Annotated in this window: 21 protein-coding genes; 13 read left to right on the plus strand and 8 right to left on the minus strand. The window is 47.8% G+C overall.

Annotated elements, in window-relative coordinates; translation table 11 throughout:
• Positions 1 to 3: 3 nt before the first annotated feature.
• From earP to AR688_RS07590, 11 genes are all read left to right on the plus strand, one after another.
• Positions 4 to 1,173, plus strand: coding sequence for an elongation factor P maturation arginine rhamnosyltransferase EarP (gene earP / locus AR688_RS07545; protein ID WP_068231515.1), 1,170 nt, complete (start codon positions 4 to 6; stop codon positions 1,171 to 1,173).
• An 18-nt stretch (positions 1,174 to 1,191) separates the two neighbouring features.
• On the plus strand, positions 1,192 to 1,752 hold the full coding sequence (gene efp / locus AR688_RS07550) for an elongation factor P (RefSeq protein WP_218141359.1): 561 nt from the start codon (positions 1,192 to 1,194) through the stop codon (positions 1,750 to 1,752).
• 226 nt (positions 1,753 to 1,978) lie between these two features.
• The gene (locus AR688_RS07555) at positions 1,979 to 2,410 is read left to right on the plus strand and encodes a hypothetical protein (protein WP_068231521.1); all 432 of its coding nucleotides are present in this window, start codon (positions 1,979 to 1,981) and stop codon (positions 2,408 to 2,410) included.
• 103 nt (positions 2,411 to 2,513) lie between these two features.
• Complete coding sequence (locus AR688_RS07560; protein ID WP_068231524.1) at positions 2,514 to 2,834, plus strand: hypothetical protein; 321 nt, start codon at positions 2,514 to 2,516, stop codon at positions 2,832 to 2,834.
• 127 nt (positions 2,835 to 2,961) lie between these two features.
• Positions 2,962 to 3,468: a hypothetical protein gene (locus AR688_RS07565; RefSeq protein ID WP_068231527.1), complete on the plus strand. Its 507-nt coding sequence runs from the start codon at positions 2,962 to 2,964 to the stop codon at positions 3,466 to 3,468.
• Positions 3,469 to 3,587: 119 nt separating this feature from the next.
• Positions 3,588 to 4,283: a hypothetical protein gene (locus AR688_RS07570; protein WP_068231529.1), complete on the plus strand. Its 696-nt coding sequence runs from the start codon at positions 3,588 to 3,590 to the stop codon at positions 4,281 to 4,283.
• A 23-nt stretch (positions 4,284 to 4,306) separates the two neighbouring features.
• Positions 4,307 to 4,450, plus strand: coding sequence for a hypothetical protein (locus tag AR688_RS20160; protein ID WP_156420248.1), 144 nt, complete (start codon positions 4,307 to 4,309; stop codon positions 4,448 to 4,450).
• A gap of 74 nt (positions 4,451 to 4,524) precedes the next feature.
• Positions 4,525 to 5,088, plus strand: coding sequence for a sugar O-acetyltransferase (locus AR688_RS07575; RefSeq protein ID WP_068231531.1), 564 nt, complete (start codon positions 4,525 to 4,527; stop codon positions 5,086 to 5,088).
• 48 nt (positions 5,089 to 5,136) lie between these two features.
• Positions 5,137 to 5,649, plus strand: a complete 513-nt coding sequence (locus AR688_RS07580) for a GNAT family N-acetyltransferase (protein ID WP_068231538.1) — start codon at positions 5,137 to 5,139, stop codon at positions 5,647 to 5,649.
• An 88-nt stretch (positions 5,650 to 5,737) separates the two neighbouring features.
• A complete protein-coding gene (locus AR688_RS07585; protein ID WP_068231540.1) occupies positions 5,738 to 6,052 on the plus strand; it encodes a hypothetical protein in 315 nt (104 codons plus the stop codon).
• Positions 6,053 to 6,158: 106 nt separating this feature from the next.
• Entirely contained in the window at positions 6,159 to 6,983 is an 825-nt protein-coding gene (locus AR688_RS07590; RefSeq protein ID WP_068231543.1) for a hypothetical protein, read from the plus strand.
• A gap of 21 nt (positions 6,984 to 7,004) precedes the next feature.
• Here the strand turns inward: AR688_RS07590 and AR688_RS07595 are convergent, their stop codons facing one another.
• The 5 genes from AR688_RS07595 to AR688_RS07615 form a co-directional block, all read right to left on the minus strand.
• The gene (locus AR688_RS07595) at positions 7,005 to 7,667 is read right to left on the minus strand and encodes an exonuclease domain-containing protein (RefSeq protein WP_068231546.1); all 663 of its coding nucleotides are present in this window, start codon (positions 7,665 to 7,667) and stop codon (positions 7,005 to 7,007) included.
• Position 7,668: 1 nt separating this feature from the next.
• Positions 7,669 to 9,495 (minus strand): DUF294 nucleotidyltransferase-like domain-containing protein, encoded by a 1,827-nt coding sequence (locus AR688_RS07600; RefSeq protein WP_068231548.1) that lies wholly within the window; start codon positions 9,493 to 9,495, stop codon positions 7,669 to 7,671.
• A gap of 41 nt (positions 9,496 to 9,536) precedes the next feature.
• Positions 9,537 to 10,055 (minus strand): hypothetical protein, encoded by a 519-nt coding sequence (locus AR688_RS07605; protein WP_068231550.1) that lies wholly within the window; start codon positions 10,053 to 10,055, stop codon positions 9,537 to 9,539.
• A gap of 111 nt (positions 10,056 to 10,166) precedes the next feature.
• Positions 10,167 to 11,933, minus strand: coding sequence for a sodium:solute symporter family protein (locus AR688_RS07610; protein ID WP_068231553.1), 1,767 nt, complete (start codon positions 11,931 to 11,933; stop codon positions 10,167 to 10,169).
• A 7-nt stretch (positions 11,934 to 11,940) separates the two neighbouring features.
• Positions 11,941 to 12,204, minus strand: a complete 264-nt coding sequence (locus AR688_RS07615) for a DUF4212 domain-containing protein (protein WP_068231556.1) — start codon at positions 12,202 to 12,204, stop codon at positions 11,941 to 11,943.
• A 160-nt stretch (positions 12,205 to 12,364) separates the two neighbouring features.
• Here AR688_RS07615 and AR688_RS07620 point away from each other — a divergent pair, with 160 nt between their 5' ends.
• Positions 12,365 to 15,931 carry a PAS domain-containing hybrid sensor histidine kinase/response regulator gene (locus tag AR688_RS07620; RefSeq protein WP_068231559.1) on the plus strand — a complete coding sequence of 1,189 codons (3,567 nt, stop codon included), beginning with the start codon at positions 12,365 to 12,367 and terminating at the stop codon, positions 15,929 to 15,931.
• Positions 15,932 to 15,949: 18 nt separating this feature from the next.
• Here AR688_RS07620 and AR688_RS07625 read toward each other — a convergent pair whose 3' ends face one another.
• Together AR688_RS07625 and acs are read right to left on the minus strand one after the other, a co-directional pair.
• On the minus strand, positions 15,950 to 16,630 hold the full coding sequence (locus tag AR688_RS07625) for a LuxR C-terminal-related transcriptional regulator (RefSeq protein ID WP_068231562.1): 681 nt from the start codon (positions 16,628 to 16,630) through the stop codon (positions 15,950 to 15,952).
• Between the two features lie 120 nt (positions 16,631 to 16,750).
• A complete protein-coding gene (acs, locus tag AR688_RS07630; protein ID WP_068231565.1) occupies positions 16,751 to 18,715 on the minus strand; it encodes an acetate--CoA ligase in 1,965 nt (654 codons plus the stop codon).
• A 232-nt stretch (positions 18,716 to 18,947) separates the two neighbouring features.
• On the opposite strand from acs, the gene AR688_RS07635 reads away from it, so the two are divergent.
• On the plus strand, positions 18,948 to 20,099 hold the full coding sequence (locus AR688_RS07635) for a DcaP family trimeric outer membrane transporter (protein ID WP_068231568.1): 1,152 nt from the start codon (positions 18,948 to 18,950) through the stop codon (positions 20,097 to 20,099).
• 131 nt (positions 20,100 to 20,230) lie between these two features.
• Here the strand turns inward: AR688_RS07635 and rne are convergent, their stop codons facing one another.
• On the minus strand, positions 20,231 to 23,341 hold the full coding sequence (rne, locus tag AR688_RS07640; RefSeq protein WP_197412162.1) for a ribonuclease E: 3,111 nt from the start codon (positions 23,339 to 23,341) through the stop codon (positions 20,231 to 20,233).
• Positions 23,342 to 23,369 lie beyond the last annotated feature (28 nt).

Below are 23,369 nucleotides of genomic sequence, written 5' to 3' on the forward strand. Positions count from 1 at the left end.
TTGATGCCTGCAACTGCCCGCCGCTGGGATATTTTCTGCGCTGTTATAGATAACTTTGGTGATATCGGTATTTGCTGGCGGCTAAGCCGGCAACTGGCTGCCGAACAGGGTATTGCAGTGCGGTTGTGGGTGGATGATTTAGCCAGCTTTAACAAAATTTGCCCACAGGTGGATATTAACCAGACACAGCAGAATATTGCCGGTGTTACTATTACGCTGTGGTCTGACAATACCGACTGGCAGGCAAATGGTATCGCCAGCGTAGTGGTGGAGGCGTTGGCGTGTAATGTGCCAATGCCTTATCAGCAATTAATGGCACAGCAAGATGTAAAGCCGTTATGGCTGAATCTGGAATACTTATCGGCAGAAGCCTGGGTAGAGGGCTGCCATGCGCTGCCGTCGCCGCAGCCACATTTAGCACTGGATAAATATTTCTTTTTCCCCGGTTTTACTGCTGGCACTGGTGGTTTGCTGCAAGAGGCGAATGTGCAACAGCTTGGCGCGCAGTTTCTGGCTGATGCCTCAGCGCAGCAACAGTTCTGGCAGCAGTTAGGGGTTGATAACCACGGGTATTACCAGCAAAAAATTTCGCTGTTTGCTTATGATCATCCGAAAATTGAAAGTTTACTGGCCTGCTGGCAACAACCGGATATCAACACTTTGTGTCTGGTGCCTGAAGGCGCGCTAGCCAACCAGTTAATGCAGTTTTACCCGCAGCTAAAACAGCACGGCGAGCTGGTAATAAATACGCTGACATTAAAGGTATTGCCTTTTATGCCACAAGACGATTACGACAAGCTGCTCTTTGCCTGTGATATTAACTTTGTTCGCGGTGAAGATTCGGTTATCCGCGCGCACTGGGCAGCTAAGCCTTTTATCTGGCAAATTTATCGCCAGGCAGAGCAGGCCCATCTGGATAAGCTGCAGGCTTTTATGCAGCGTTACTGTGAGCAAATGCCTGAAGATGTTGCTGATAACTTGCAAGAATTCTGGCTGGCCTGGAATACCGACAGTGCGCTTGGCGAGCGCTGGCAAAAATGTAGTGCAAAGCTGGCGCAAATCGCCGAATATAACCGGTATTGGCGCACAGCGTTAACGGCAAACGGAGATCTTGCCAGCAACCTCGTGCACTTTGTTGAAAAAAAATTTATAATGCGACGCAATTTTTCCTAACGAGAAGATATTTCAGTCATGATGAAGACAGCTCAAGAACTGCGTGCTGGCCAGGTGATTATGGTTGGCACAGAACCAATGGTAATTTTAAAAGCCGAGTTTAACAAATCCGGCCGTAACTCTGCCGTGGTTAAAATGAAAATGAAAAACCTGCTGAATGCGCAGGGCATGGAAACGGTATACCGTGCTGATGACAAATTTGAACAGGTTCTGCTGGAAACTAAAGAAGTAACTTATTCTTACTTCTCTGATCCTATGTATGTCTTTATGGATCAGGAATACAACCAGTTCGAAGTTGAAGCAGAAAACATGACCGAAGCACTGAAGTACCTGGTAGATGGTATGGAGTGCTCAGTGGTGTTCTATAACGAGCGGCCAATTTCTGTTGACCTGCCAACGGTTGTAGTACGCACTGTCACTTACACTGAACCAGCAGCCCGTGGTGATACTTCAGGTAAAGTATTAAAACCAGCTAAAATTGAAACTGGTTTTGAGCTAATGGTACCGGCGTTCGTGGAAGAAGGCGACAAAATCGAAATCGATACCCGTACCGACGAGTACCGCAGCCGCGCCAAGTAATACTGGCAGGTTAAATGAAAAAGAAGGCGCTCAGGCGCCTTTTTTAATGCCCGTGGTTTTACCATACCGCCTACAGCCCAACCCTTCCTCGCTCTTAAAAACCTGTTGATTTACTGAACCTTGTTCGATAGCTTGTTTTCATCAACGAAAGATAGAAATGAATTTATACAGTGTGAAAGCGTGTGAGTTCCAAACGATTAAACTGTTATAGCTATGGAGTTGTTAATTGAGTCCTGGTGATTTTTTAGAGCTCATATTCGAAATAGCCCCGGCTTTCAGAGCCGAATGGGAGAGTGAAGATAATTTATTTGTACGAGACGATGGTAGTTATAACTTTCATTCTGTTTGCAGTAAGTTTTCTCACTATTTTATTACTCAGGAAAAGCACAAATATGCCTCAAGAAATGACGTCATGTGGAATCCCACGATTGCAGATTCTAAGCTAATTTATTTGTTCAGTTTGTTTGAATCGAATATAGAAAATATCGAGACAAAAGAATCGTTGAAAACGCCGGAAGGCTCGCTATCAAATGCTATATGCACATGTTTTCTCGAAAATATTTCTCAAACAAATGCAGGTGAGTATGCAAAGGGGTTCATGGGCAAAAAAAGCAGAGCTTACTTTGAGCAATGGCATGTTTATAGTAAAAGGCTATAACAGCTTGCTTACTTTCGCTCCGATTACAAAACAAATTGGCCTCCACGGGTTTGTTTACGCTGAGTTGTGGCAACCCATTAGCGATGCGTGAGGCTGCTCTGTAATGCATCTGTATAGACTCAGGTATTTCTTTTCTGCGGGGAGCAACGTTTGTCTTTGGGCTGAGAATGAAGCTGCGCGCCAGAAGTGGGACTATCCAATAGATGCGCAGCGTCTGCCGTTGCCTGAAAACACATGGCGGTTTTCGTTCCACCTTTGCGCTTGGTACGACACGAGCATTGATTGGAGCTATCCACCAAACCCTTCGCCATGGGACGTGCGAGAGCGCACTAACTTCAATCTTGCTGCGCAGCGATTTCTGGCTAGTCTTCGTGAACAACTGGGAGCAGATTTTGAAATTATTGATGAGTCAGAAACGGCCTAACATGAGAAAAAGGAGTTGGAGGCAATTAAAGGCACTTAAGATTAACCCGCTATATCCAGTCAGTGGCTTGAGTAAATGGCGATTATCAGTGCCGCTCTCTTAGTTGATACGTGATTGAAGGAAGCTTATGAGCAATATCGAAGAGTCTGAGTTTGTAAAAAGTAAACGTGGAAAGTGGTCTAAATCTGGCGTTCCTCATAGAGGTTGGCGTTGCGTCGATATTGAAGATCTCGGTGAGCCTTCTACTACTTGTGGTATGTGTGAATCACAAGAAATTCGCTTCGTACATTTTATGGAGCATAGTAATTATCCTGAGGTCCTTCAGGTTGGTTGTGTTTGTGCAGGGCATATGGAAGGAAACCTTGCCGCGTCACAGGCTCGCGAAGCATCTATGAAAAGCAGGGCGGCAAAGCGAAAGCGCTGGGTTACGCGAGCATGGAAAATTTCAGCTAAAGGCAATCCACACATAACCGCAGATGGATACAGAATTACGGTTTATCCTAGAGGCAATGGTTGGGCATGTACTTTAGCCGGTCTTGTCAGCGGTGCAGTTCAACACTCTCGTAGATATTTTAAAACTATTGAAGAGGCTAAGCTCGCGGCATTCGACCATATTACAAAAAAAAGCGCATAATAAAACAATCAAGCTGATGGTTTGTAAGTTGAATTATGCTACTGCTCCACTCATTTATGGTAAAAGCACAGCTTTGAAATTGCATCTTACCGCGGTGTTAAATATTTTTGAGAAACCTGATGAAGACAGATAACTTAGGTGGCGGATGGTCAAAATTTACAGTTCTTGAACCAGAAACCCAAACATTCTACAACCGCTATTATTACAAACGAATCTTAGCCCATAGGGTTGTAATTGATACCCCAAAGGCGAAAGCTTTAGCTGCGTATACTTTGATTGAAAAAGATCTCCGAAGCGTATTAGTTTGGCTTTATGAGATTAGAGGGCTACTTGCTGACGACAAGGTTATAGCTGGTAAAAAAGGATCGCAGAAAACGGCACATGATCGAACTAGGTACAATTTGATAAAAGGTCTTTTTGTTGCGTCTCTCACATTTTATGCTAAATGCTTTACAAGCTGTGAAGGACGAAGAATTAAGCTGGAAAAGAAAAATCTATCTGACGACTTTCAAAAGGACCACGACTCTATCATGGAGATGAGACACAACTTTGCAGCACACAGCGGTGCTAAGCAGGTTGAGAAAGTTCATGTCGTTCTGGCCCTTGACAGTAAGAAGCGAAAAGGAGCGGTTCCTTTTATAACAAGAGAACTTGGTCAGCCAGATTCTTACAATCTTGATAGTACTTTAGAGTTTATAGCTTTGGCTTTGCATGTTAAGGAATTCGTTGATCTCAAGGTTGATACTTTAAACGAAAAGCTGTTAAAAGATGACATTCTTACAAAGCCACCAGAATATTGGTATAAAAAAACTTAACAAGTTACTTTTAAGGACGATACATGAATAACGAAGTGAAAAATTGGTGGCGCTCTGTGCCGGAACGCCAGAAAAAAGGCCTGATGGTGTTAGGCGTTTTTGTCGCCGCCGTGCTTATTATGAGCTTTGGCGTTACTATCGGCGCCTCGCTGGGCAAAGTACTCTAAAGTTATTGCCGGTGTTTCAAGCTTTGCTTTTTGTTACCCTTAGCCGCTTTATTTGCTTTTAATCAGGTCTTTTTATGCCATTAGAAAAACACAAAATGCTATCGGGAGACTGGTATAACCCGCTGGATAGAGAACTTAGTGCTGAGCGTATGGCTGCACGTAAGTTACAGCATCAGTTTAACCACAGCTTGCCGGATGATGAAGCATTACGTAAACAATTGTTAAAGCAGTGGTTGCCCAATACCGGTAAACATTTTTATGCTGAACCGCCGTTTTACTGCGATTACGGCTATAACATTAAAACCGGTGCTAAGGTGTTTTTTAATTTTAACTGCGTAGTGCTGGATGTCGCGCCGGTGAATATTGGCAATAACGTATTTTTTGGCCCGGCAGTACAAATTTATACCGTAAACCACCCGCTAAATGCAGCAGAACGGCGCACATTAATAGAGCGGGCTTTGCCTGTAACAATAGAAGACGATGTCTGGATTGGCGGCGGGGCGATACTGTTGCCCGGCGTGACGATTGGTAAGGGCAGTGTGGTGGCCGCCGGTAGTGTGGTAACTAAAGATGTGCCTGCAGGGGTGGTCGCAGGCGGTAACCCGTGCCGGGTAATTAAAGCTGTATCTGATGAGTAAGGTGCAGCGATCAGTTAAGTAAAATTTAATAAGTAAGTAGTAGAAGTTATGTCGATATATATTCGTTTGATTAACGAGGCAGATCTTGGCGCCATAGTGGCGATACAAGATAGCTGTTACGCCGATGAACTGTTTGAAGATGCCGGCCTTATCAGTAGGCGTTTGGCATCACAGCCGCAAAGCTGCTGGCTGGCCGAAAATAATAAACGTGAGGTGCTGGCGTATTTGTTCAGCTATCCGTCGCGTAATAGGCAGGTAGCGCCGCTTGGCAGTGACTTTGGCTGCTACACTGATGCCGAACTGTTGTACCTGCATGATATGGCGGTAAGCCATAACGCCAGAGGAATGCGCCTGGCACCGCAGCTGTTGGCGTATGCCGAGCAGTATGCAGCTGATTTGGGTTTTAACACTCTGGCGTTGGTTGCTGTGCAGGGCTCTGTGCCGTACTGGCAAAAGCAGGGCTTTGAAGTATTAACTCTTACCGACACTGCCGCTTTGCAGGCACTGGCAAGTTACACCGGCCAGAATGCGGTTTATATGCAAAAGCAACTAAAGGTGTAAATGTTATGTAATTTGTCCGTATTGTATCTGGTATCTAATGCGGATTTGTCACTATACTGAACACAATTCATGTTATCAGGATGTTGCGATGAAATTATTTTATGCTGCTATTGTCGTGTTGCTATTTGCCGCACAAGCCAGTGCCTGCGGTTTCAGATTAAGCGATGGTAAATTGTTACGCTGCGGCATGACACGAATTGATGTGCTGTCGCTGGCTGGCGAGCCGGTAGCAAAAGATGTGGAGACGTTGGGCGTAGATATTGGCGAGCCGGTAAAAGGCACTACTGTTGAAACCTGGTCTTACCGGCTAAAAGGCGATATCGGCGGGGAATACCTGGTGTCGCTTACACTAAAAGGTGGCAAAGTATCTGCGATAAACTCCAGGCAACTGAATCGTATTTAAATTGTTACATTGTTTGGCTTGTTATGTTTAAAGGTAAGTGTAATGTGCTTGTATTGTTAGTGAGGTTGGTTTAGAAAGAGTGCTTAACTTTTTATAAGGTACGGTTATGCGTGGGCTTTTTTTTAACAGTATAAGCACTGGTTTACTTTTTTCTTTGCTCACGGCTTGCGGTAGCGGTGGCGATACAGCAAACGATCAGGGAGGTATAGTTACTCCACCACCTGTTGTTATCTCACCACCACCAGTAGATGAAATGCTGCCTATACCGGATAACCGCTACGTAGACCAATACCAGATACTGCTTGTTGGTAATAGTCATGTCAGTTCAAATAATCTGTCGTCAGTGTTAAGCGCTTTACTGGAACAAGGTACTGGTAAAACCACCGTTGCTACTGTGGCACCGGGATGGGCATATCTTGATGAAAGGTTGAGCGATGGTGTTACGCTGGCTGCGCTGCAATCCCAAGACTGGAGCCATGTAATATGGCAAGCGCAGAAATACTCAACCACCGGTCAGTACTCTTATTCTACAGCGGCGTCAGAATACTGGGTTGCGCTAAGTAAACAGTTATCGGCTACTCCTATTATGTTTCCGGAGCATCCACAAAGAGGCAACGCTGAAGAAGGCATGCGGGTTTATTTGCTGCATTTGGGTATTGCTGGTAGGGAAGCAAGTTGTGTGGCACCCATTGGACCTGCCTGGAATAATGCAGTAGGCATGCTACCTCAGACATCTTTTCATACTGATGGCAATCATGCGTCACTGGCCGGAACTTTACTAACAGCGCTGGTGTTTTACGAGATTATTAGTGGTGAATCAGCTGATGAGTTACCTTACATGCCACAGATCGCATTAGCGGAGCAGCTTCAGGCTCAGTTAAGACAAATTGCATCTGCTACTTTACAGCAATACTCTGGTTGTACTTACTAGCGGATCATCTGCACAAATGGTTTAACGTGACAATAAGTATAAGTCGCTTAGGGTCATCGTATTACCGCCGAGTTTTAACTGGCTAAGCAGCAGCAGGGCGCTGCTGTAGGCATCTTCCAGTGCGTGGTGATTTGCCATATCGGGCAGGCCGTGACGCTTAAGGCAGTTGGGTAGCTTAAGTGCATCATGTTTTACTACCTTACCCTGGCGCAGCAGGCGCTGCCATTCCATTTGCATGGTGTCAATAAAACGAAAGCGCGGCGCTTTGCCAAAACAGCGCTGGCAGGCAAAACGCAGACATTGCTCGTCCAGCCCACTGTGGTGGGCGACAAATATGTAGCCGGCGTAGTGCGATAACAACTCAGTGAGTATCTGTGCCAGATCATGGGCATTTTTTAACTGATGATCGTGTAAGCCATGATATACCGCACTCTGGCCGACACTGACCGGGCTATTTATCAGATAATGCTTTGCTTCAGCCAGCACAATTTCCTGCCCTCTGATGGGCACCCAACCAATGCTGACGATATGGTCTTTGCGCGGATTAAGCCCGGTAAGTTCAAGATCCAACACCAGAAAATTAGCCTGCTCTATCGGGGTTGAAGACGCAGGGAATGGGGTATTAATAAAATGGTTTACCACTTCACTTAAGGCGGTGTTTTTACGCAATAACCAGCCGAACACCTTACAGCTCCCGGCAGAAACGATGTTTTACCCGGCTTTGTGCTTCGTTTATTACGGCAAAACTGTCTTTTAACTGGTGCCGTGCGAGGCCGGACACTTCAGCCGGGTTTAGCAGGTTAGTAACATCATGACTGTTTTGCAGGTCATGCTGATGTTTTTCCCAGCGTAGTTGTGCTAACAGATCAAAAGCATCGTTTAAATTCTGACCGTCTTTACTATCGATAATACCTTGAGCTGCAAGCTGTTGCAGACGGCTACGGGTGTTAACCTCATGGATCCCGGCGTAGAGTGCATACACTCTAACTAAGTCGGTGATCAGGCTGATACCCCGTTTTTTTAAATCCAGGCCTTTTTTATGCTTACCATCCTGTTCAAGGATAAAATTTTTAAAGAAACCCAGCGGAGCAGTGCGCTGTAGAGCTGCCTGCGCCAGATGATACAAAAATAACGGAGCTTCAGTTGTGCGTTGCAACACATCTTCTTGTAGAGCATTAAACAGGCCTTTGCTGCCGTCAATAACCCGTAAGTCAAAGAAAATACTGGCTTTGAGCAGTGCTTCCGGCGTTGGGGTGGCAATCCAGCGGGCAAAGCGGCCAGACCAGCCTTTTAAACTTAACCGTAGTTCGGGGTTGGTTGCCATAATATTACCAGGGCAAAGTGTAATGCCGCATTGTGCTAACCCCTGACAAACGAATTCGGCTAGTGCACTGAAATATTCACCAACCGCACCAACGGGTTCTTTTTCCAGCAGCAGTGCGTTGTCCTGATCGGCGTTAAGGCTTTGGTCCATCCGTGCCTGAGAGCCAAAAGCCAGCCAGCTGAATACACAGGGCGGTTCGCCCAGTTTCTGCTGTGCCAGATAAATCAGGCGTTGGGTAAGTGCATCTGTAATTGTGGTAATAATATGTCCGGCTTCATATGCCGGCACCTGTTGTTTACTTAGTGTAATAGCCAGTGCAGCTATTTGCTGGCTGCAACGCTCCAGGCCATCTGTGGACAGCTGCCGGTGTATTTCGCCAATCAGATATACCGGATGATCCTGCTGGCTGCGGATAATATCTGTTGCGGTCAGCATGCCGCAGCACACACCTTGATCTGTTACTGGCAGATGGTGAATATTATGCTGGCTCATCTGCTGTACGGCTTCATACAGGTAAGCATGGCGATCGATGCTTTGTGGCTGACGCGTCATCACCTGGCTTACCTGAGTGCTTGAGGGTAAGGCATGTGCTAACACTCTGCTGCGCAAATCGCGATCTGTCAGAATGCCGACCAGTTTATTGTTTTCCTCTACCAACAACGATGATACGCGGCTGTCAGACATCAGTTTTGCTGCATCCTGTGCTGTTTGTTCCGGCCGGATGGCAATTTTACGTTGTTGTACAACATCACTTATTTTTAAGGTAAAGCGCGAGGCCTGCTGTTGTTCACGGTATTGGTGCAGCCGTCGGCTAAACAGGCGCTGGAAGAAAATATCGATATTTTTGTACTGATAACGGCATTGATGAAACGCTTCTGCCTCCAGCCAATACACCAGACCATCTTCTTCACAGAGCAGGGTGTCGCTGTCAGTCAGGCCGGTGAGCAGCTGCTGATAACCATAAAAATCGCCACTTTGCAGTTTAGTCAGCAACTGCTGCTGATCGCTGTACAGCGTAAAAATTCCGGTGCGGACTATCAGCAAGCGATCGGTGTTAATTTTTACGCTATCCTGCGCCTGATAATAATAAACGTTGATATGGGCTGACAACTGGCCAAGCGCTGCGGCGTCGAGTTGATCGAATGGCGTAGTTTCGGCAAGAAATTTTGTAACGTCAGCAACTTCCATTTTTTCTCCGGTTAAACCGAATCAAAGTATTAATAATATCCTCAGCTGCGACAAAGCGCGCTAATCAGAGGATCTTCACTACTAAGTTTTTTCCAGTTGCCGTTCAAGGCTGTATCACCTTCGGGGATCTGCAGCTCGGCGTTAAAATCAGCCTGGGCATACTGTTGACAATGCACAACCTGAGGTACGCGCCGGGCCTGAGCACGCCGTTCAAAGAAGTACAAATCAACCAGTTTTACTTGCGGGTTAATATTATTTGCCGAGGCATTACTCACGTCAGCTGCGATAAATCGTAGCGTTTGCGGATACAGGTAGCTCCAGGGCCGCAACGCAGTTTGTTGCTCAATCTTTTTTATTACTACCACACCAGCGGGTAAGCGGCTGGCCGTATGCTGATACCAGGTGTATTCACTTTGGATCTGAAACCCCAGCATGGCAGCTCCGGCAAATACCGGTATTAGCCAGCGTGGAGCACGGTTTTTGCTTAACTTACGTAGTAACAGTGCAATACCTGCAGCGCCAAGCCCTGCGAATACCGTTGCAATCAGTTCCCATAGCATAGTGTTATCCCTGAAAAAGACGGGCTTTCACCATGAAAGCCCGCTTTATTATTTTTGCCTTGCTCTGACTTCTAAAGCAAGTTTACTGTGTTACCAAGTTTACTGTGTTGCTTAGTGGCCGGTAGCTGAACCTGCACCTTTTGGATAACGTACGCTTTCAACCAGTTCCTGAATGCGTGCTGGCGGTGCTTCTGTGGCAGACGATACGGCAAAGGCAACAATAAAGTTAATCATTGCACCTACAGCTCCGAATGACAGTGGCGATATGCCAAACAGCCAGTTGTCAGGTGTGTTCGCCAGCATTGCTGTGCCAGGAATAAAGAACCAACCCAGGAACAGGAAGATGTAGATCACAGTTGACAGCAAGCCTGCCAGCATACCTGCAATAGCGCCTTTGTTATTTACCCGTTTGGAGAATATACCCATCATCAGCGCCGGGAAGATAGACGCCGCGGCAATACCAAATGCCAGTGCTACTACCTGCGCTGCGAAACCAGGCGGGTTCATCCCCAGCCAGGTGGCCACCAATATGGCTACAGCCATAGAGATCCTTGCAGCCAGCAATTCACCTTTTTCACTGATATTGGGATTAATCGAGCCTTTAATTAAGTCATGGCTGATAGCTGACGAAATGGCCAGCAATAAGCCTGCAGCGGTAGATAATGCTGCTGCTAAACCACCCGCTGCAATTAAACCTACAACCCAGCCAGGTAAATTAGCAATTTCAGGGTTAGCTAATACCAGAATGTCATTATTAACGGTTAACTCGTTACCATTCCAGCCACGTTCGTCAGCGGTTGCTTTAAAGGCGGCGCTGTCGTTATAAAGCTGAATACGGCCATCGTTATTTTTATCTTCAAACTTAATTAAACCGGTTTGCTCCCAGTTTTTAATCCAGTCCGGGCGTTCTGCATATTCTATAGCGTCAGCAGTAGGGCCTGCAGGGTAAATTGTGGTTAACAGGTTTAACCGTGCCATAGAAGCAACAGCTGGCGCTGTTAAATACAGCAGGGCGATAAACACCAGTGCCCAACCGGCTGACCAGCGTGCGTCAGACACTTTAGGCACAGTGAAGAAACGAATAATAACGTGTGGTAAACCGGCTGTACCAATCATCAGTGACAGCGTAAATAACACCATATTCAGTTTGTTATCCACATCAGCCGTGTAATCAACAAAGCCCAGATCACGTACAACCATATCCAGCTTTTGCAGCAACGGCACGCCAGATTCAATATGGTCTGAGAATAACCCCAGCGGTGGCAGGAAGTTGCCGGTCAGTTGTAATGAAATAAACACGGCAGGGATAGTATAAGCAATAATCAGTACCACATACTGTGCTACCTGAGTATAGGTAATACCTTTCATACCGCCCATTACCGCATACAGGAAAACAATAACACCCGCTATGATAAGGCCGGTATTACTTTCTACTTCCAGAAAGCGTGAAAACGCTACACCGGCACCGGTCATCTGGCCGATAACGTAAGTTACCGAAGCAATGATTAAACAGGCTACTGCGACAAAACGGGCATTTTTACTGTAAAAACGGTCACCGATAAATTCCGGCACGGTGAATTTACCAAACTTACGCAGGTAGGGCGCAAGTAACATAGCCAGCAACACATAACCGCCGGTCCAGCCCATCAGATAAGTAGAGTTAGCATAACCACCGGCGGCAATTAAGCCTGCCATAGAAATAAACGATGCAGCAGACATCCAGTCAGCGGCTGTTGCCATACCATTCATTACCGGGTGTACGCCACCACCGGCTACATAGAACTCTTTGGTGGAGCCAGCCCGGGCCCAAATCGCAATGGCGATATAGAGCGCGAATGAGCCGCCAACAAAAATAAGGTTAATTGCAAATTGACTCATGACGGGTTTACTCCTCGCTTAAGCCAAATTCTTCATCAAGCTTATTCATTCTCCAGGCATAGAAGAAGATTAAGACGATAAAGGTTAAGATAGACCCCTGTTGTGCAAACCAGAAACCAATGTCGGTGCCGCCTACTGTGATGCCTGACAGCATGGGACGTAACAGGATCCCAAAACCATATGACACCAAAGCCCAGACGATGAGGCTGCCAATGATCAGGCGAAGATTCGCTGACCAGTAAGCCGCCGCGTTGCGATCGTGCTCTGTCATAATTAACACTCCTTTCCTTTGTTATTTTTATCTCGCAAAGTTAATCTAGCAGTAGTTAACACAAGTGAAAGCCCGACTTTAGTCGAAGCCGTAGCGCAGATAGTTGACTTGTGGCCCGCGCTGAGCCAAAAGTAAAACAGAATAATAACGGGAGAATGCAGTGGCCGCGTGGGTAGTTGCCTTATTGGCGTTGTTATATGTCGGTGGTTTGTTCCTTATTGCCAACTGGGGCGAGCGCCATGCCGATGACAAACTAATACGAAAGTATGGGGGGCTGATCTACAGCCTGGCGTTAGCCGTGTATTGCACCTCCTGGACTTACTATGGTGCTGTAGGGACGGCGGTTACCCAGGGCTGGGATTATATTCCCATTTATCTGGGGCCCATTTTGCTGTTTATGTTTGCCCAGCCGTTTTTATTTAAACTGCTGTATGTGGCAAAAAAACAAAACGTTACCTCTGTCGCCGATTTTATCTCTGCCCGCTACGGTAAACGCAAAAATATTGCGCTGCTGACATCATTAATTTGTCTGGTGGTAGTGGTGCCCTATATTGCACTGCAGCTAAAAGCCGTAGCCAGTTCTTATCATGTGTTGCTGGGCGGCGATTTTAGCGATGAGGCTGCCAACTGGTGGCAGGACAGTGCGTTTTTAAGTGCTCTGGCAATGGCTTTTTTTGCTATTTTGTTTGGCACGCGCAAGTTGCACCTTACCGAGCAAAGCCGTGGCGTGATGGTGGCTATTGCTTTTGAGTCGGTAGTAAAGTTATTTGCTTTACTGATGCTTGGGCTGGCAGTGTATGTTTTTGTGCTGGCAGATGACATTAGCGTGTTTGAGCGTTTTGCTGAGCATGCCATGGCCCAGCAGCAAAGCAGCAATGGCCACGGCGTGGTAGAGTTTTTTACCAAAACCATCTTGGCCATGGCAGCGGTGTTTTTACTACCGCGGCAGTTTCACGTCGCTTTTGTCGAAAACGTGTCGCACCACCATTTACGCCATGCACGGCGCTGGTTTTCACTGTATTTGTTTTTAGTCACCATAGTGGTTATTCCAATCGCCATTGGCGGTATGCAGCTATTTCCAAATGCACTTAATTCTGCTGACAGCTTTGTATTGCTTATTCCGGCGCAGTCTGGCTGGAGTACGTTAAGTGTGCTGGTATTTATCGGCGGTTTTTCAGCAGCAACATCGATGATTATTATCGCTACGCTGGCGCTGTCGACAATGATAAGCAACGATGTGATTATGCCCGGCTTGTTGCGCAGCAGTAAAAAGCAGGGCTTACCGCACGATTACAGCCTGCTGATCCTGCTGGTAAGGCGCAGTATGATCATTCTGGTGATGGCGCTGTCTTATCTGTATTACCGTGTGTTTGCCCGTAATTATGAGCTGGCGGAAACCGGCTTGCTGGCCTTCGCGCTGGTGATCCAGTTAGCTCCGGCGGTGATCGGCGGCTTATACTGGCGCCGCGGTAATGCCTGGGGCGTATATCTGGGCCTGGCTGTGGGTTTTTCACTGTGGTTTTTCACGCTGATGCTGCCGCAGTTAGTCAGCACCGGTGCTATAGACAGCAACATTATGCAAACTGGTTTGTTTGGCTGGCCCTGGCTGGTGCCCACAGCGTTATTTGGTACACAACTGGATAGCTTAAGCCATGGCGTGCTGTTCTCGTTAGGCTTTAACCTGCTGTTTTATATTCTGGGCTCGTTAATGATGCAGGTTAACCTGCAAGACAGGTTGCAGGCCGTTGCCTTTGTTAAGCCTAATTTACCGGTAAATCATCAGGACACGCCCGCGCGGCGCATTCGTATTCGCAATAAAGACTTAAAAATTCTGCTGGAGCGTTTTGTCGGTGCTAGCCGGGCGAGCGAGTGTTTGTTGGAATACGGCCGCCGCCAGGACACCGCGCTGCAACTGGATGATTTACCCAGTGTCGGCCTGGTCGAGCATGTCGAGCGCGAGTTAGCCGGTGTTATAGGCGCCTCTTCAGCATCGGCGATGGTTAATGCTGTACTGGAAGGCCGCCAGCTTGGCTTTGAAGATGTGGTCACCTTATTTGATGACACAACGCAGGCGATTCAGTTTTCACGTAAAATTCTGTTTTCTACCCTGGAGCACTTAAGCCAGGGCGTTAGCGTAGTAGACCGGGAGTTAAAGCTGGTAGCCTGGAACCGGGCTTATCTGGATATGTTTGATTACCCCGAAGCCATGGTGCGGGTAGGCCGGCCAATTGCCGATATAGTGCGCTTTAACGCCGAGCGCGGCCTGTGCGGGCCAGGTACGGCAGACGAGCATGTAGAAAAACGTATTGGCCATATGCAAAACGGTACGGCACATGTGTTTCAGCGGGTACGCCCGGACGGTAAGGTAATAGAAATGCGCGGCAACCCGATACCGGGCGGCGGCTTTGTTACCAGCTTTACCGATATTTCTGACCATGTTAAAGCTGTGCAGGGGCTGGCTGAGGCGAAGCAACACTTGGAAGACAGGGTACAGGAGCGCACCCAGACCATTTCTGAAATTAACCATGAATTGCTGGGCGAGGTGCGCCGGCGGCGTGAAACTGAGCTGCAATTGTTGCAGGCCAAAGCGGAAGCTGAGGCCGCTAATGCGTCTAAAACCCGTTTTCTGGCTTTGGCCAGCCACGATATCTTGCAGCCGCTGAATGCAGCCAGGTTGTTTACCGCGGCGTTGGCAGGCAGTAAAGACACTCAGCAACAGCAGCATATAATTGGCCAGTTGGATAACTCGTTAAAAGCGTCTGAAGAGTTGATCTCAACCTTGCTGGAAATTGCCAAGCTGGACGATGGTAAGCTGTCTCCCGATGTGCAAACCGTCTCATTAAAAGAGCTGCTGTCGCAGTTATCCGATGAATTTAATTTACTGGCACAGCAAAAAGGCCTGGGGTTGGCAGTAAAAGCGGCCGATTACCAGGTGCAAACTGATCCTATGTACTTAAGGCGTATTTTGCAGAATATGCTGTCAAATGCGATAAAGTATACGAAAAAAGGCCGTATTGTGCTGGGGTGCAGAAAGCGGAAAAACCAGCTATTAATTCAGGTATGGGATACCGGCCCGGGCATTGGCGAAGCTGATTTGCAGCGTATTTTCGAAGATTTTTATCGTATTGACGCAACGGCAAAAGGCGAGCAGGGGGTCGGCCTGGGGCTTGGTGTTGTCAATCGTATGGCAAAATTACTTGGCCATACATTGGCAGTAGCGTCGTGGCCGGGTAAAGGCAGTGTCTTCAGCATCAGTTTGCCGCTGGTTGATATAGCGCAAAAGGTTGAATTTCCGTTGCCGGTTGTTGCAGTACACCGTCCGGTGCTGGGCTTGTCTGTGGTATGTGTCGATGATGATGCGGCAAACCTGGCGGCGCTAAAAGTGCTGCTGGAACAATGGCAGGTGCAGGATGTGCAGTGTTTTTATGATGAACAGAGCTTACTGGATTATGCGCAGCAGCATCGTGCACCTGATGCCTTACTAATAGATTATCAGCTGGGGCAGAATTTAAATGGCCTGCAGTTGTACGAGAAAATTAAACCGGTATGGGGGCAGGTGAATGGCATTTTAGTGTCGGCGTCGCCGGAGACCGGCCTGGCACTTAAAGCCAGACAGCACGGGCTGATGTTTCTGGCTAAACCTATTAAGCCGGCGGCACTTCGCGCCAGCCTTAACCACCTCAGAATGCTAAAACGTGCTCAGGAGCAAAATAACCCGGTAGCCTAATCGTTTCATTCTGAGTTTTTAGTGCGGCTGCGCCATGGCTCTGTCAACAGGTGGTTCCAGCGTCAGGCGCTGAGCCTGAATAACCACCTGAGTACGGTTAGTAACGCCAAGCTTGCGAAATATGGCAGTAATGTGCGCTTTTACTGTGGCTTCTGAGATATGTAAATCGTATGCGATTTGCTTGTTAAGCCAGCCTTCGGTCAGATAGTACAGAACCTTGTATTGCTGCTGAGTTAACTGAGCTACGCGGGCTGCCAGATCCAAATCATCTTCTGCTTCGCGGCTGTGGATATCCAGCACCTGATTTTTCAGTCGCAGCGGTACCCATAACTCCCCGGCCATAACAGCGTTTAGTGCTGCACTGATATCCAGCGGGTTAGCTGATTTAGGCACGTAAGCTGAAGCGCCAAAGGCCATAACCCGGCGAATAACATCCAGCTCTTCACTGGCTGAGATTACGACTATTGGCAGGGCAGGGTAGTTTTTGCGTAACTGTATTAAGCCGAGAAAACCGCAGTTCCCCGGCATATGCAGATCAAGTAGCAGTAAATCGGTATCAGGGTGTTGTTCCAGTGCAACACAGGTGCTTTCAAAGCTATCTGTTTCAATAGTAGCTTTAGTGGCAAAAGTGCTGCTGATGGCGTTTATCAGCGCATTGCGAAACAGCGGGTGGTCGTCAGCGACGATCAGTTTTGCCATCTTGTCCTCCAGCGAAGGGTATTTTAATTATTATGCCATTCTTGTGAGAAAGGCCGCGAATGCGGCCTTTTATACTGAGGTTAGCAGGGCGTCGTGTCAAGCGCGTACTTGCCCGATAGCTTATTTACGGTTTAACCGGTTTGTCACCAGAGTTTCAACAACAGATGGATCAGCCAGTGTGGAAATATCACCTAACTGATCATGCTCATTAGCGGCAATTTTACGTAGAATACGCCGCATAATTTTGCCTGAGCGGGTTTTCGGTAAACCGGTAGGTGCCCACTGAATTAAATCTGGTGTGGCAATAGGGGATATTTCTTCCCGCACCCAGTCACGCAATGCCTTGGTGAGCTCTGCGCTGGGTTCAATACCCACCCTTGGTGTAACGTAAACATAAATGCCTTGGCCCTTAATATCATGCGGGTAACCCACCACAGCAGCTTCTGCCACCGCATCATGGGCAACCAGACAACTTTCAATTTCGGCCGTGCCTAAGCGGTGGCCGGAAATATTCAGTACGTCATCTACCCGGCCCGTTAACCAGTAATAACCATCTGCATCGCGTTTGGCGCCATCACCGGTAAAGTATAAGCCTGGGTAAGTGCTGAAATAAGTTTGTTCAAAGCGCTCGTGATCGCCGTACACGGTGCGCATTTGCCCCGGCCAGCTGTCTTTAATGACCAGATTGCCCTCACACTCGCCGCTTAATTCTTTACCTTCGTTATCCACAATCGCTGGTTTAACGCCAAAGAATGGCCGGGTGGCAGAGCCGGGTTTAAGTTCAGTACAACCTGGCAGAGGTGTGATCAAAATGCCGCCGGTTTCGGTTTGCCACCAGGTATCCACAATAGGGCAATTACCGTTACCGAATTTCTCATGATACCAGTTCCATGCTTCAGGGTTAATCGGTTCACCCACACTGCCAAGTGTTTGCAAAGATGCAAGGTTGGCACCTTCTACCGGCGCATCACCATGCGCCATCAGCGCGCGAATAGCAGTAGGTGCGGTATAAAGGATGTTTACTTTATACTTGTCGACAATTTGCGCCATACGTTTAACGCTGGGGTAGTTAGGTACACCTTCAAACAACACGCTGGTAGCACCATTGGCCAGCGGGCCATAAACAATATACGTATGTCCGGTTACCCAGCCGATATCGGCAGCACACCAGTAGATGTCGCCATCGTGATAGTCAAATACATACTGGTGAGTCATCGACGCCCACACCATATAACCGCCTGTGGTGTGCAATACGCCTTTGGGTTTGCCGGTAGAGCCAGAGGTATACAAAATAAATAGCGGATCTTCAGCGTTCATGGGCTCGGCAGGGCAGTCTGCACTTTGCCGGTTTAATAAGTCGTGATACCAAACATCACGGCCATCTTGTCCGGCCTGCATATCAACATTTTTGCCTACATGTTTAACCACCAATACATGTTTAACCGGTGAGTCTGCTCCTAGGTGAGCCAGCGCCATATCAGTGTTATCTTTTAAGTTGGTCACCCGGCTGCCGCGTAATGCCTGATCTGCGGTAATAACCAGTTTAGAGTCACAGTCGACAATACGGCTGCCCAGTGCATCCGGCGAAAAGCCGGCAAACACCACAGAGTGCACAGCGCCAATGCGGGCACATGCGAGCAGTGCTACGGTGGCTTCCGGGATCATTGGCAGATAAATAGTTACCCGATCGCCTTTTTTAACACCCAGATCTTTCATACCATTGGCCAGTTTACATACTTGCTGATGCAACTGCGCATAAGTAACCGATTTTTGTACGTCTGGTGAGTCGCCTTCCCAATAATAGGCAACCTGATTGGCGCGCTCAGGCAAATGCCGGTCCAGACAGTTATAACTGGCGTTGAGTTCACCATCGCTAAACCAGTTAATATTCACTTTACCGCTGTCAAAGCTGGTATTTTTAACCTTGGTAAAAGGGGTAAACCAGTGCAGACGTTTACCGTGTTCCGCCCAGAATGCTTCCGGAGAGCTAACAGACTGCTGATACATCTGCATATATTGCTCGTTAGTTAAAAGTGAGCGCTTGGCTGCACTGGCGGGTACCGGATAAACTAATGGATGTGACATAACTTCCCCTGTGAGAGCTTCATAAATTTACTGTTATCTTTCTATCGAAGCCGCGTGTTATTTGAAATTAGACCTTAGTCTAGCCAAATCCGCGTGTTGTAGCCAACCTGATACTGTTCGCTTTAATATGCAGCATAACTGCGACTAAAGGCTAATTGCAGTAACGGCCAGTCTGAACCACAGTTGAATCGAAAAATTACCATTACAAGAACGAAGATGGAGAGACGAGAAAATGAAAAAAATAACAACAATATCTTACCTTGCAGCCTGCGTGGCACTAGGAGCTGGCAGTGTACAAGCTGCTGGGTTTGATATCGGCGGCACCAATGTCACTTTTGGCGGCTATGTAAAGCTGGATGCCATGGTAACTGATGCTGATGGCGAAGTTGCAGCTCTGGGGCGGGAGTTTTATGTACCTTCGCTAACTCCCATTGGCGGAGAGAGTACCACACGTTTTGATATGCATGCTCGCCAGTCACGCTTCTTCTTTTCTACGGCAACAGAGCTTGAAGATGGCAGTAAAATTACCGGCCATCTTGAGTTTGATTTTATGACCAGTAATAATGGCAACGACGAACGTACCACTAATGGTTATAGCCCGGTTATGCGTCATGCTTTTATTAAATACAAAAACTGGACTTTAGGCCAAACCTGGTCAAACTTTATGGATGTAGCCTCGCTTCCGGATACATTAGACTTTGTTGGTAACCCGGATGCCGCTATCTTTATCCGTCAGGCGCAGGTACGTTATACCCATGGCAATTTTTCTTTTGCAGTGGAAAACCCTGAAAGTACCGTTACGCCTTTCGGCGGTGGTGCCCGTATTACCACAGATGACAATGCTACGCCGGATTTCACTGCCAGCTACAATCTGAAAACGGATTGGGGTGTGGTGAAAGTGGCTGGTTTATTGCGCCAAATCGCGATTGATGACGGTACTTTTGATGATGAAGTGACATCTTACGGTTTATCGGTCAGCACCAAAATTGATTTAGCTAATAAAGACGATATTCGTATCACTTTGAATACCGGTAAAGGTCTGGGCCGCTATGTAGGTTTAAATACGATAAATGGCGCAGTGTTGGATGCTGACGGTAATCTGGAAGCTATCGATGTTACCGCATTCTCAGTGGCGTATCGTCACCTTTGGAATGATCAATGGCGTTCTACCTTCCTGTATTCAACCCTGATGGCGGATAACGATACAGATTTGACCGGAGTTGGCGCCACTAAAACCACTCAGAGTTACAGCGCTAACTTGTTGTATCAGGCGACGAAAAAGCTGATGGTAGGTATTGAGTATAAGTTTGCTAACCGCGAAGTAGAGTCGGGCCTGGATGGCGATATGAACCGTGTTCAGTTCAGTGCCAAATACGATTTCTAATTCGGCTACGCCCCTTAAATAACTACGCGTTATGATTTAAACAGGTTCTTGATTAAAGCCAGCTAATAAAAAAAAGCCAGACATTGTCTGGCTTTTTTGTGTCTGACACTTTGCAGTGTCAACTGATAAGCTTACTCATCAGATTTTGGCTTGGTCATTGGTGCGCTTACTGCCTGACGGGCAAACGCAGAACCGGCAGGACGCTCAGAGCTGGCTACAACCGGCCTTTCTTGTGCTGGCATTACCACAGGCGTTGCTACTTCAGCATTGCTGTCCTGTTTGCTGGCTTCCGGTTTGGTCATGGTAGCAACTACCATCTGGGCATAACGCCCGCCTGCAGGTTTCGCTGCTACCGGCTTAGCTGCTTCTGCTGCAGGGTTAGAAGGTGCTACTGCAGGAGCCGCTTCTGCTTTCACGACTTCTGTTTTAACAACTTCAGTTGCAACAGCTTCTGTTTTAGGTGCAACAGGCTCTGCAACTTCAGCTTTTTCAGCTACAACACTACCCACGGTTTTTTCAGTCGCTGGTGCGGCTTCGCTTGCGCTTGCTGTATCAGTAACGTCTTTATCCGCTTTTTTGGCCGCAGGTTTACGGCGGCTGCGCGTTTTCGGTTTTTCTGCTACAGCTTGCTCTGCCTGCTCAGTGTTGTCAGCATCAACCACCGCTGCAGTATCTGCGTGTGTTACTTCGGGTTGTGCTTGCTCAACCTGTGCTGGCACAGCTTTTGGCTCTTCGGCTACCGCAACAGTATCTGCAGGTGTAGCGTCAGCTTCTGCTTGCGCGGCATCGGCGTCAGTTTGTTCCTGCTCTTTTTTACGTTTCTGGCCTGCAGCCCTTAAATGACGTGGTGAACGGCGGTTACGGCTGCGTGGCTCTGCGGTTTCCTGCTCGCTAGTTTCAGCAGTAGCCTCTTCGGTTGCGTCAACAGTAGTGTCAGTCGTTATAGCTGCTGTAACGTCATCTTTCGGCTGTGCCACTGCTGATTCGACTACAACTGCTGCTTCAGTATGTTCTTTAGTAGCAGTCACGGCGTCAGTAACAGGTTCGGCAGTTGTCATTTGAACCGGTGTTTCAGGTATTACTGCAGACGTAGTATCGGTAACGGCTGCTGCTGTTACCACTTGAGTGGTTTCTGCTGCAGGCGCTTTATCCATACGTACAGAGCGGCGCGTGTTACGACGTTGCCGGCGTTCAACTATACGCTGCGGTGCATTGTCATCTTCAGGCTCTTTATTGACAACTGGCGCTTTCTCCACAGGTTTTCTGGCTTCCTGCTGTGGGCGTGGTGCACGCGGCTCTTGTGGCGGGCGTTGCTGACGCTCAGGTTTCTGAACAGCTTCATCTTTTAGTTGTGGCGCTAACGCTTTGTCGTCACCTTCATTACGGCGGCGTGGCTTATTGCGGCGACGGTTGTTGTCGCGGTTGGCATCACGGCTGTTGTCGCGATTACCATCACGACCATTTTCACGATTGCCATTACGCGGATTGCTGCGCTCATTTGGCTTAGCGACAGGCTTAACTTCGGCCTGGGTTTCTGCCGGGGCAAACAACTTGCCAAACCAGCTACTGATTGCCTGAAATAAGCCGGTACTTTGTACTGGGGCTTTCTCTGCCACGGTGACAGCGGCTGCCGGACGCGCGGCAGTGCTATCTGCAATGTTAATTGCCGAAATAGCAGGCTTTTCTTTTACTGCATCAGAAGCCGGATGATACAGCGTTGATGTGGCCTCTGGCACTTTCACCATGTTGTAGCTGGCATCATCAATTTCTTCATCAATACGAATGCGGATAACTTCATGGTTTGGTGTTTCCATATGCTCGTTAGGAATAACAAACACGCGGATACCATGGCGTTTTTCGATACGGCGTATCGCATCACGCTTTTCGTTCATCAGGTAGGTAGCAACAGATACCGGCACCTGAGCATGAATTTGACTGGTATTGTCTTTAATTGACTCTTCTTCAATTAAACGCAGGATAGACAGTGCAGATGACTCGGTGCTACGAATAGTACCGCGACCGTGACAACGTGGGCACACATGCGTAGCTGACTCACCCAGCGATGGGCGCAGACGCTGGCGTGACATTTCCAGCAAACCAAAACGTGAAATACGGCCAATTTGCACCCGGGCACGGTCGTGTTTTACCGCATCTTTTAAGCGGTTTTCTACTTCGCGCTGGTGGCGTACCGGTGTCATGTCGATAAAGTCAATTACAATCAAGCCGCCTAAGTCACGTAAACGTAACTGACGGGCAATTTCATCGGCCGCTTCTAAGTTGGTGTTAAACGCCGTTTCTTCAATATCGCCGCCTTTGGTAGCTTTAGACGAGTTGATATCAATGGCGGTTAAGGCTTCAGTGCTGTCGATTACGATAGAGCCGCCTGATGGCAGGCGTACTTCGCGGCGAAACGCTGATTCAATCTGGGTTTCAATCTGAAAGTGCATAAACAGTGGTACTTCGCCCTGATACAGCTTAACGCGGTGGGCAAAGTCTGGCCTGAACTGCTGAATATACACTTTGGCTTCTTCAAAAATACGCGGATTATCGATCAGGATTTCGCCAACATCGCGACGCAGGTAATCGCGGATGGCGCGAAACACTACGTTACTTTCCTGATGGATTAAAAACGGCGAAGCGCGCTTTTGCGCTTCTTCGGTAATAGCAGACCAGTGTTTTAACAGCGCTTTTAAATCGTAGTCCAGCTCTTCATAGGATTTACCTACGCCAGCAGTGCGTACAATTAAGCCCATGCCGTCCGGCATTTCTAACTGGCCTAAAGAGTCTTTTAGTTCCTGACGTTCGTCGCCTTCTATACGGCGTGAAATACCACCCGCGCGCGGGTTATTCGGCATTAAAACTAAGTAAGAGCCGGCAAGGCTGATAAAGGTAGTTAACGCAGCGCCTTTTTGGCCACGTTCTTCTTTATCAATCTGGATAATTACTTCCTGGCCTTCTTTAACCACTTCTTTAATATTGGGGCGACCATCAAAGCTGTAACCAGAAGGGAAGTATTCGCGGGAAATTTCTTTCAGAGGTAAAAAGCCGTGGCGATCAGCACCGTAGTCAACAAAAGCAGCTTCTAAGCTGGGTTCGACCCGGGTGATTTTGCCTTTGTAAATATTAGCTTTCTTTTGTTCATGGCCCGGGCTTTCAATATCCAGGTCGTACAGTTTCTGGCCATCGACCAGCGCAACGCGGATTTCTTCTTCCTGCGTGGCGTTAATTAACATTCTTTTCATCGTTAGTGACTCGCATTTTGCAGCCACA

The sequence above is a fragment of the Rheinheimera sp. EpRS3 genome (assembly GCF_001513785.1).
In the GTDB taxonomy this organism is placed as follows: domain Bacteria; phylum Pseudomonadota; class Gammaproteobacteria; order Enterobacterales; family Alteromonadaceae; genus Alishewanella.

Bases quoted from the DNA above. Each gene is read 5' to 3' on its own strand.
- earP (WP_068231515.1), top strand. From the start codon at position 4: ATGCCTGCAACTGCCCGCCGCTGGGATATTTTCTGCGCTGTTATAGAT.
- efp (WP_218141359.1), top strand. From the start codon at position 1,192: ATGATGAAGACAGCTCAAGAACTGCGTGCTGGCCAGGTGATTATGGTT.
- AR688_RS07560 (WP_068231524.1), top strand. From the start codon at position 2,514: ATGCATCTGTATAGACTCAGGTATTTCTTTTCTGCGGGGAGCAACGTT.
- AR688_RS07565 (WP_068231527.1), top strand. From the start codon at position 2,962: ATGAGCAATATCGAAGAGTCTGAGTTTGTAAAAAGTAAACGTGGAAAG.
- AR688_RS07570 (WP_068231529.1), top strand. From the start codon at position 3,588: ATGAAGACAGATAACTTAGGTGGCGGATGGTCAAAATTTACAGTTCTT.
- AR688_RS20160 (WP_156420248.1), top strand. From the start codon at position 4,307: ATGAATAACGAAGTGAAAAATTGGTGGCGCTCTGTGCCGGAACGCCAG.
- AR688_RS07575 (WP_068231531.1), top strand. From the start codon at position 4,525: ATGCCATTAGAAAAACACAAAATGCTATCGGGAGACTGGTATAACCCG.
- AR688_RS07580 (WP_068231538.1), top strand. From the start codon at position 5,137: ATGTCGATATATATTCGTTTGATTAACGAGGCAGATCTTGGCGCCATA.
- AR688_RS07585 (WP_068231540.1), top strand. From the start codon at position 5,738: ATGAAATTATTTTATGCTGCTATTGTCGTGTTGCTATTTGCCGCACAA.
- AR688_RS07590 (WP_068231543.1), top strand. From the start codon at position 6,159: ATGCGTGGGCTTTTTTTTAACAGTATAAGCACTGGTTTACTTTTTTCT.
- AR688_RS07600 (WP_068231548.1), bottom strand. From the start codon at position 9,495: ATGGAAGTTGCTGACGTTACAAAATTTCTTGCCGAAACTACGCCATTC.
- AR688_RS07605 (WP_068231550.1), bottom strand. From the start codon at position 10,055: ATGCTATGGGAACTGATTGCAACGGTATTCGCAGGGCTTGGCGCTGCA.
- AR688_RS07610 (WP_068231553.1), bottom strand. From the start codon at position 11,933: ATGAGTCAATTTGCAATTAACCTTATTTTTGTTGGCGGCTCATTCGCG.
- AR688_RS07615 (WP_068231556.1), bottom strand. From the start codon at position 12,204: ATGACAGAGCACGATCGCAACGCGGCGGCTTACTGGTCAGCGAATCTT.
- AR688_RS07625 (WP_068231562.1), bottom strand. From the start codon at position 16,630: ATGGCAAAACTGATCGTCGCTGACGACCACCCGCTGTTTCGCAATGCG.
- acs (WP_068231565.1), bottom strand. From the start codon at position 18,715: ATGTCACATCCATTAGTTTATCCGGTACCCGCCAGTGCAGCCAAGCGC.
- AR688_RS07635 (WP_068231568.1), top strand. From the start codon at position 18,948: ATGAAAAAAATAACAACAATATCTTACCTTGCAGCCTGCGTGGCACTA.
- rne (WP_197412162.1), bottom strand. From the start codon at position 23,341: ATGAAAAGAATGTTAATTAACGCCACGCAGGAAGAAGAAATCCGCGTT.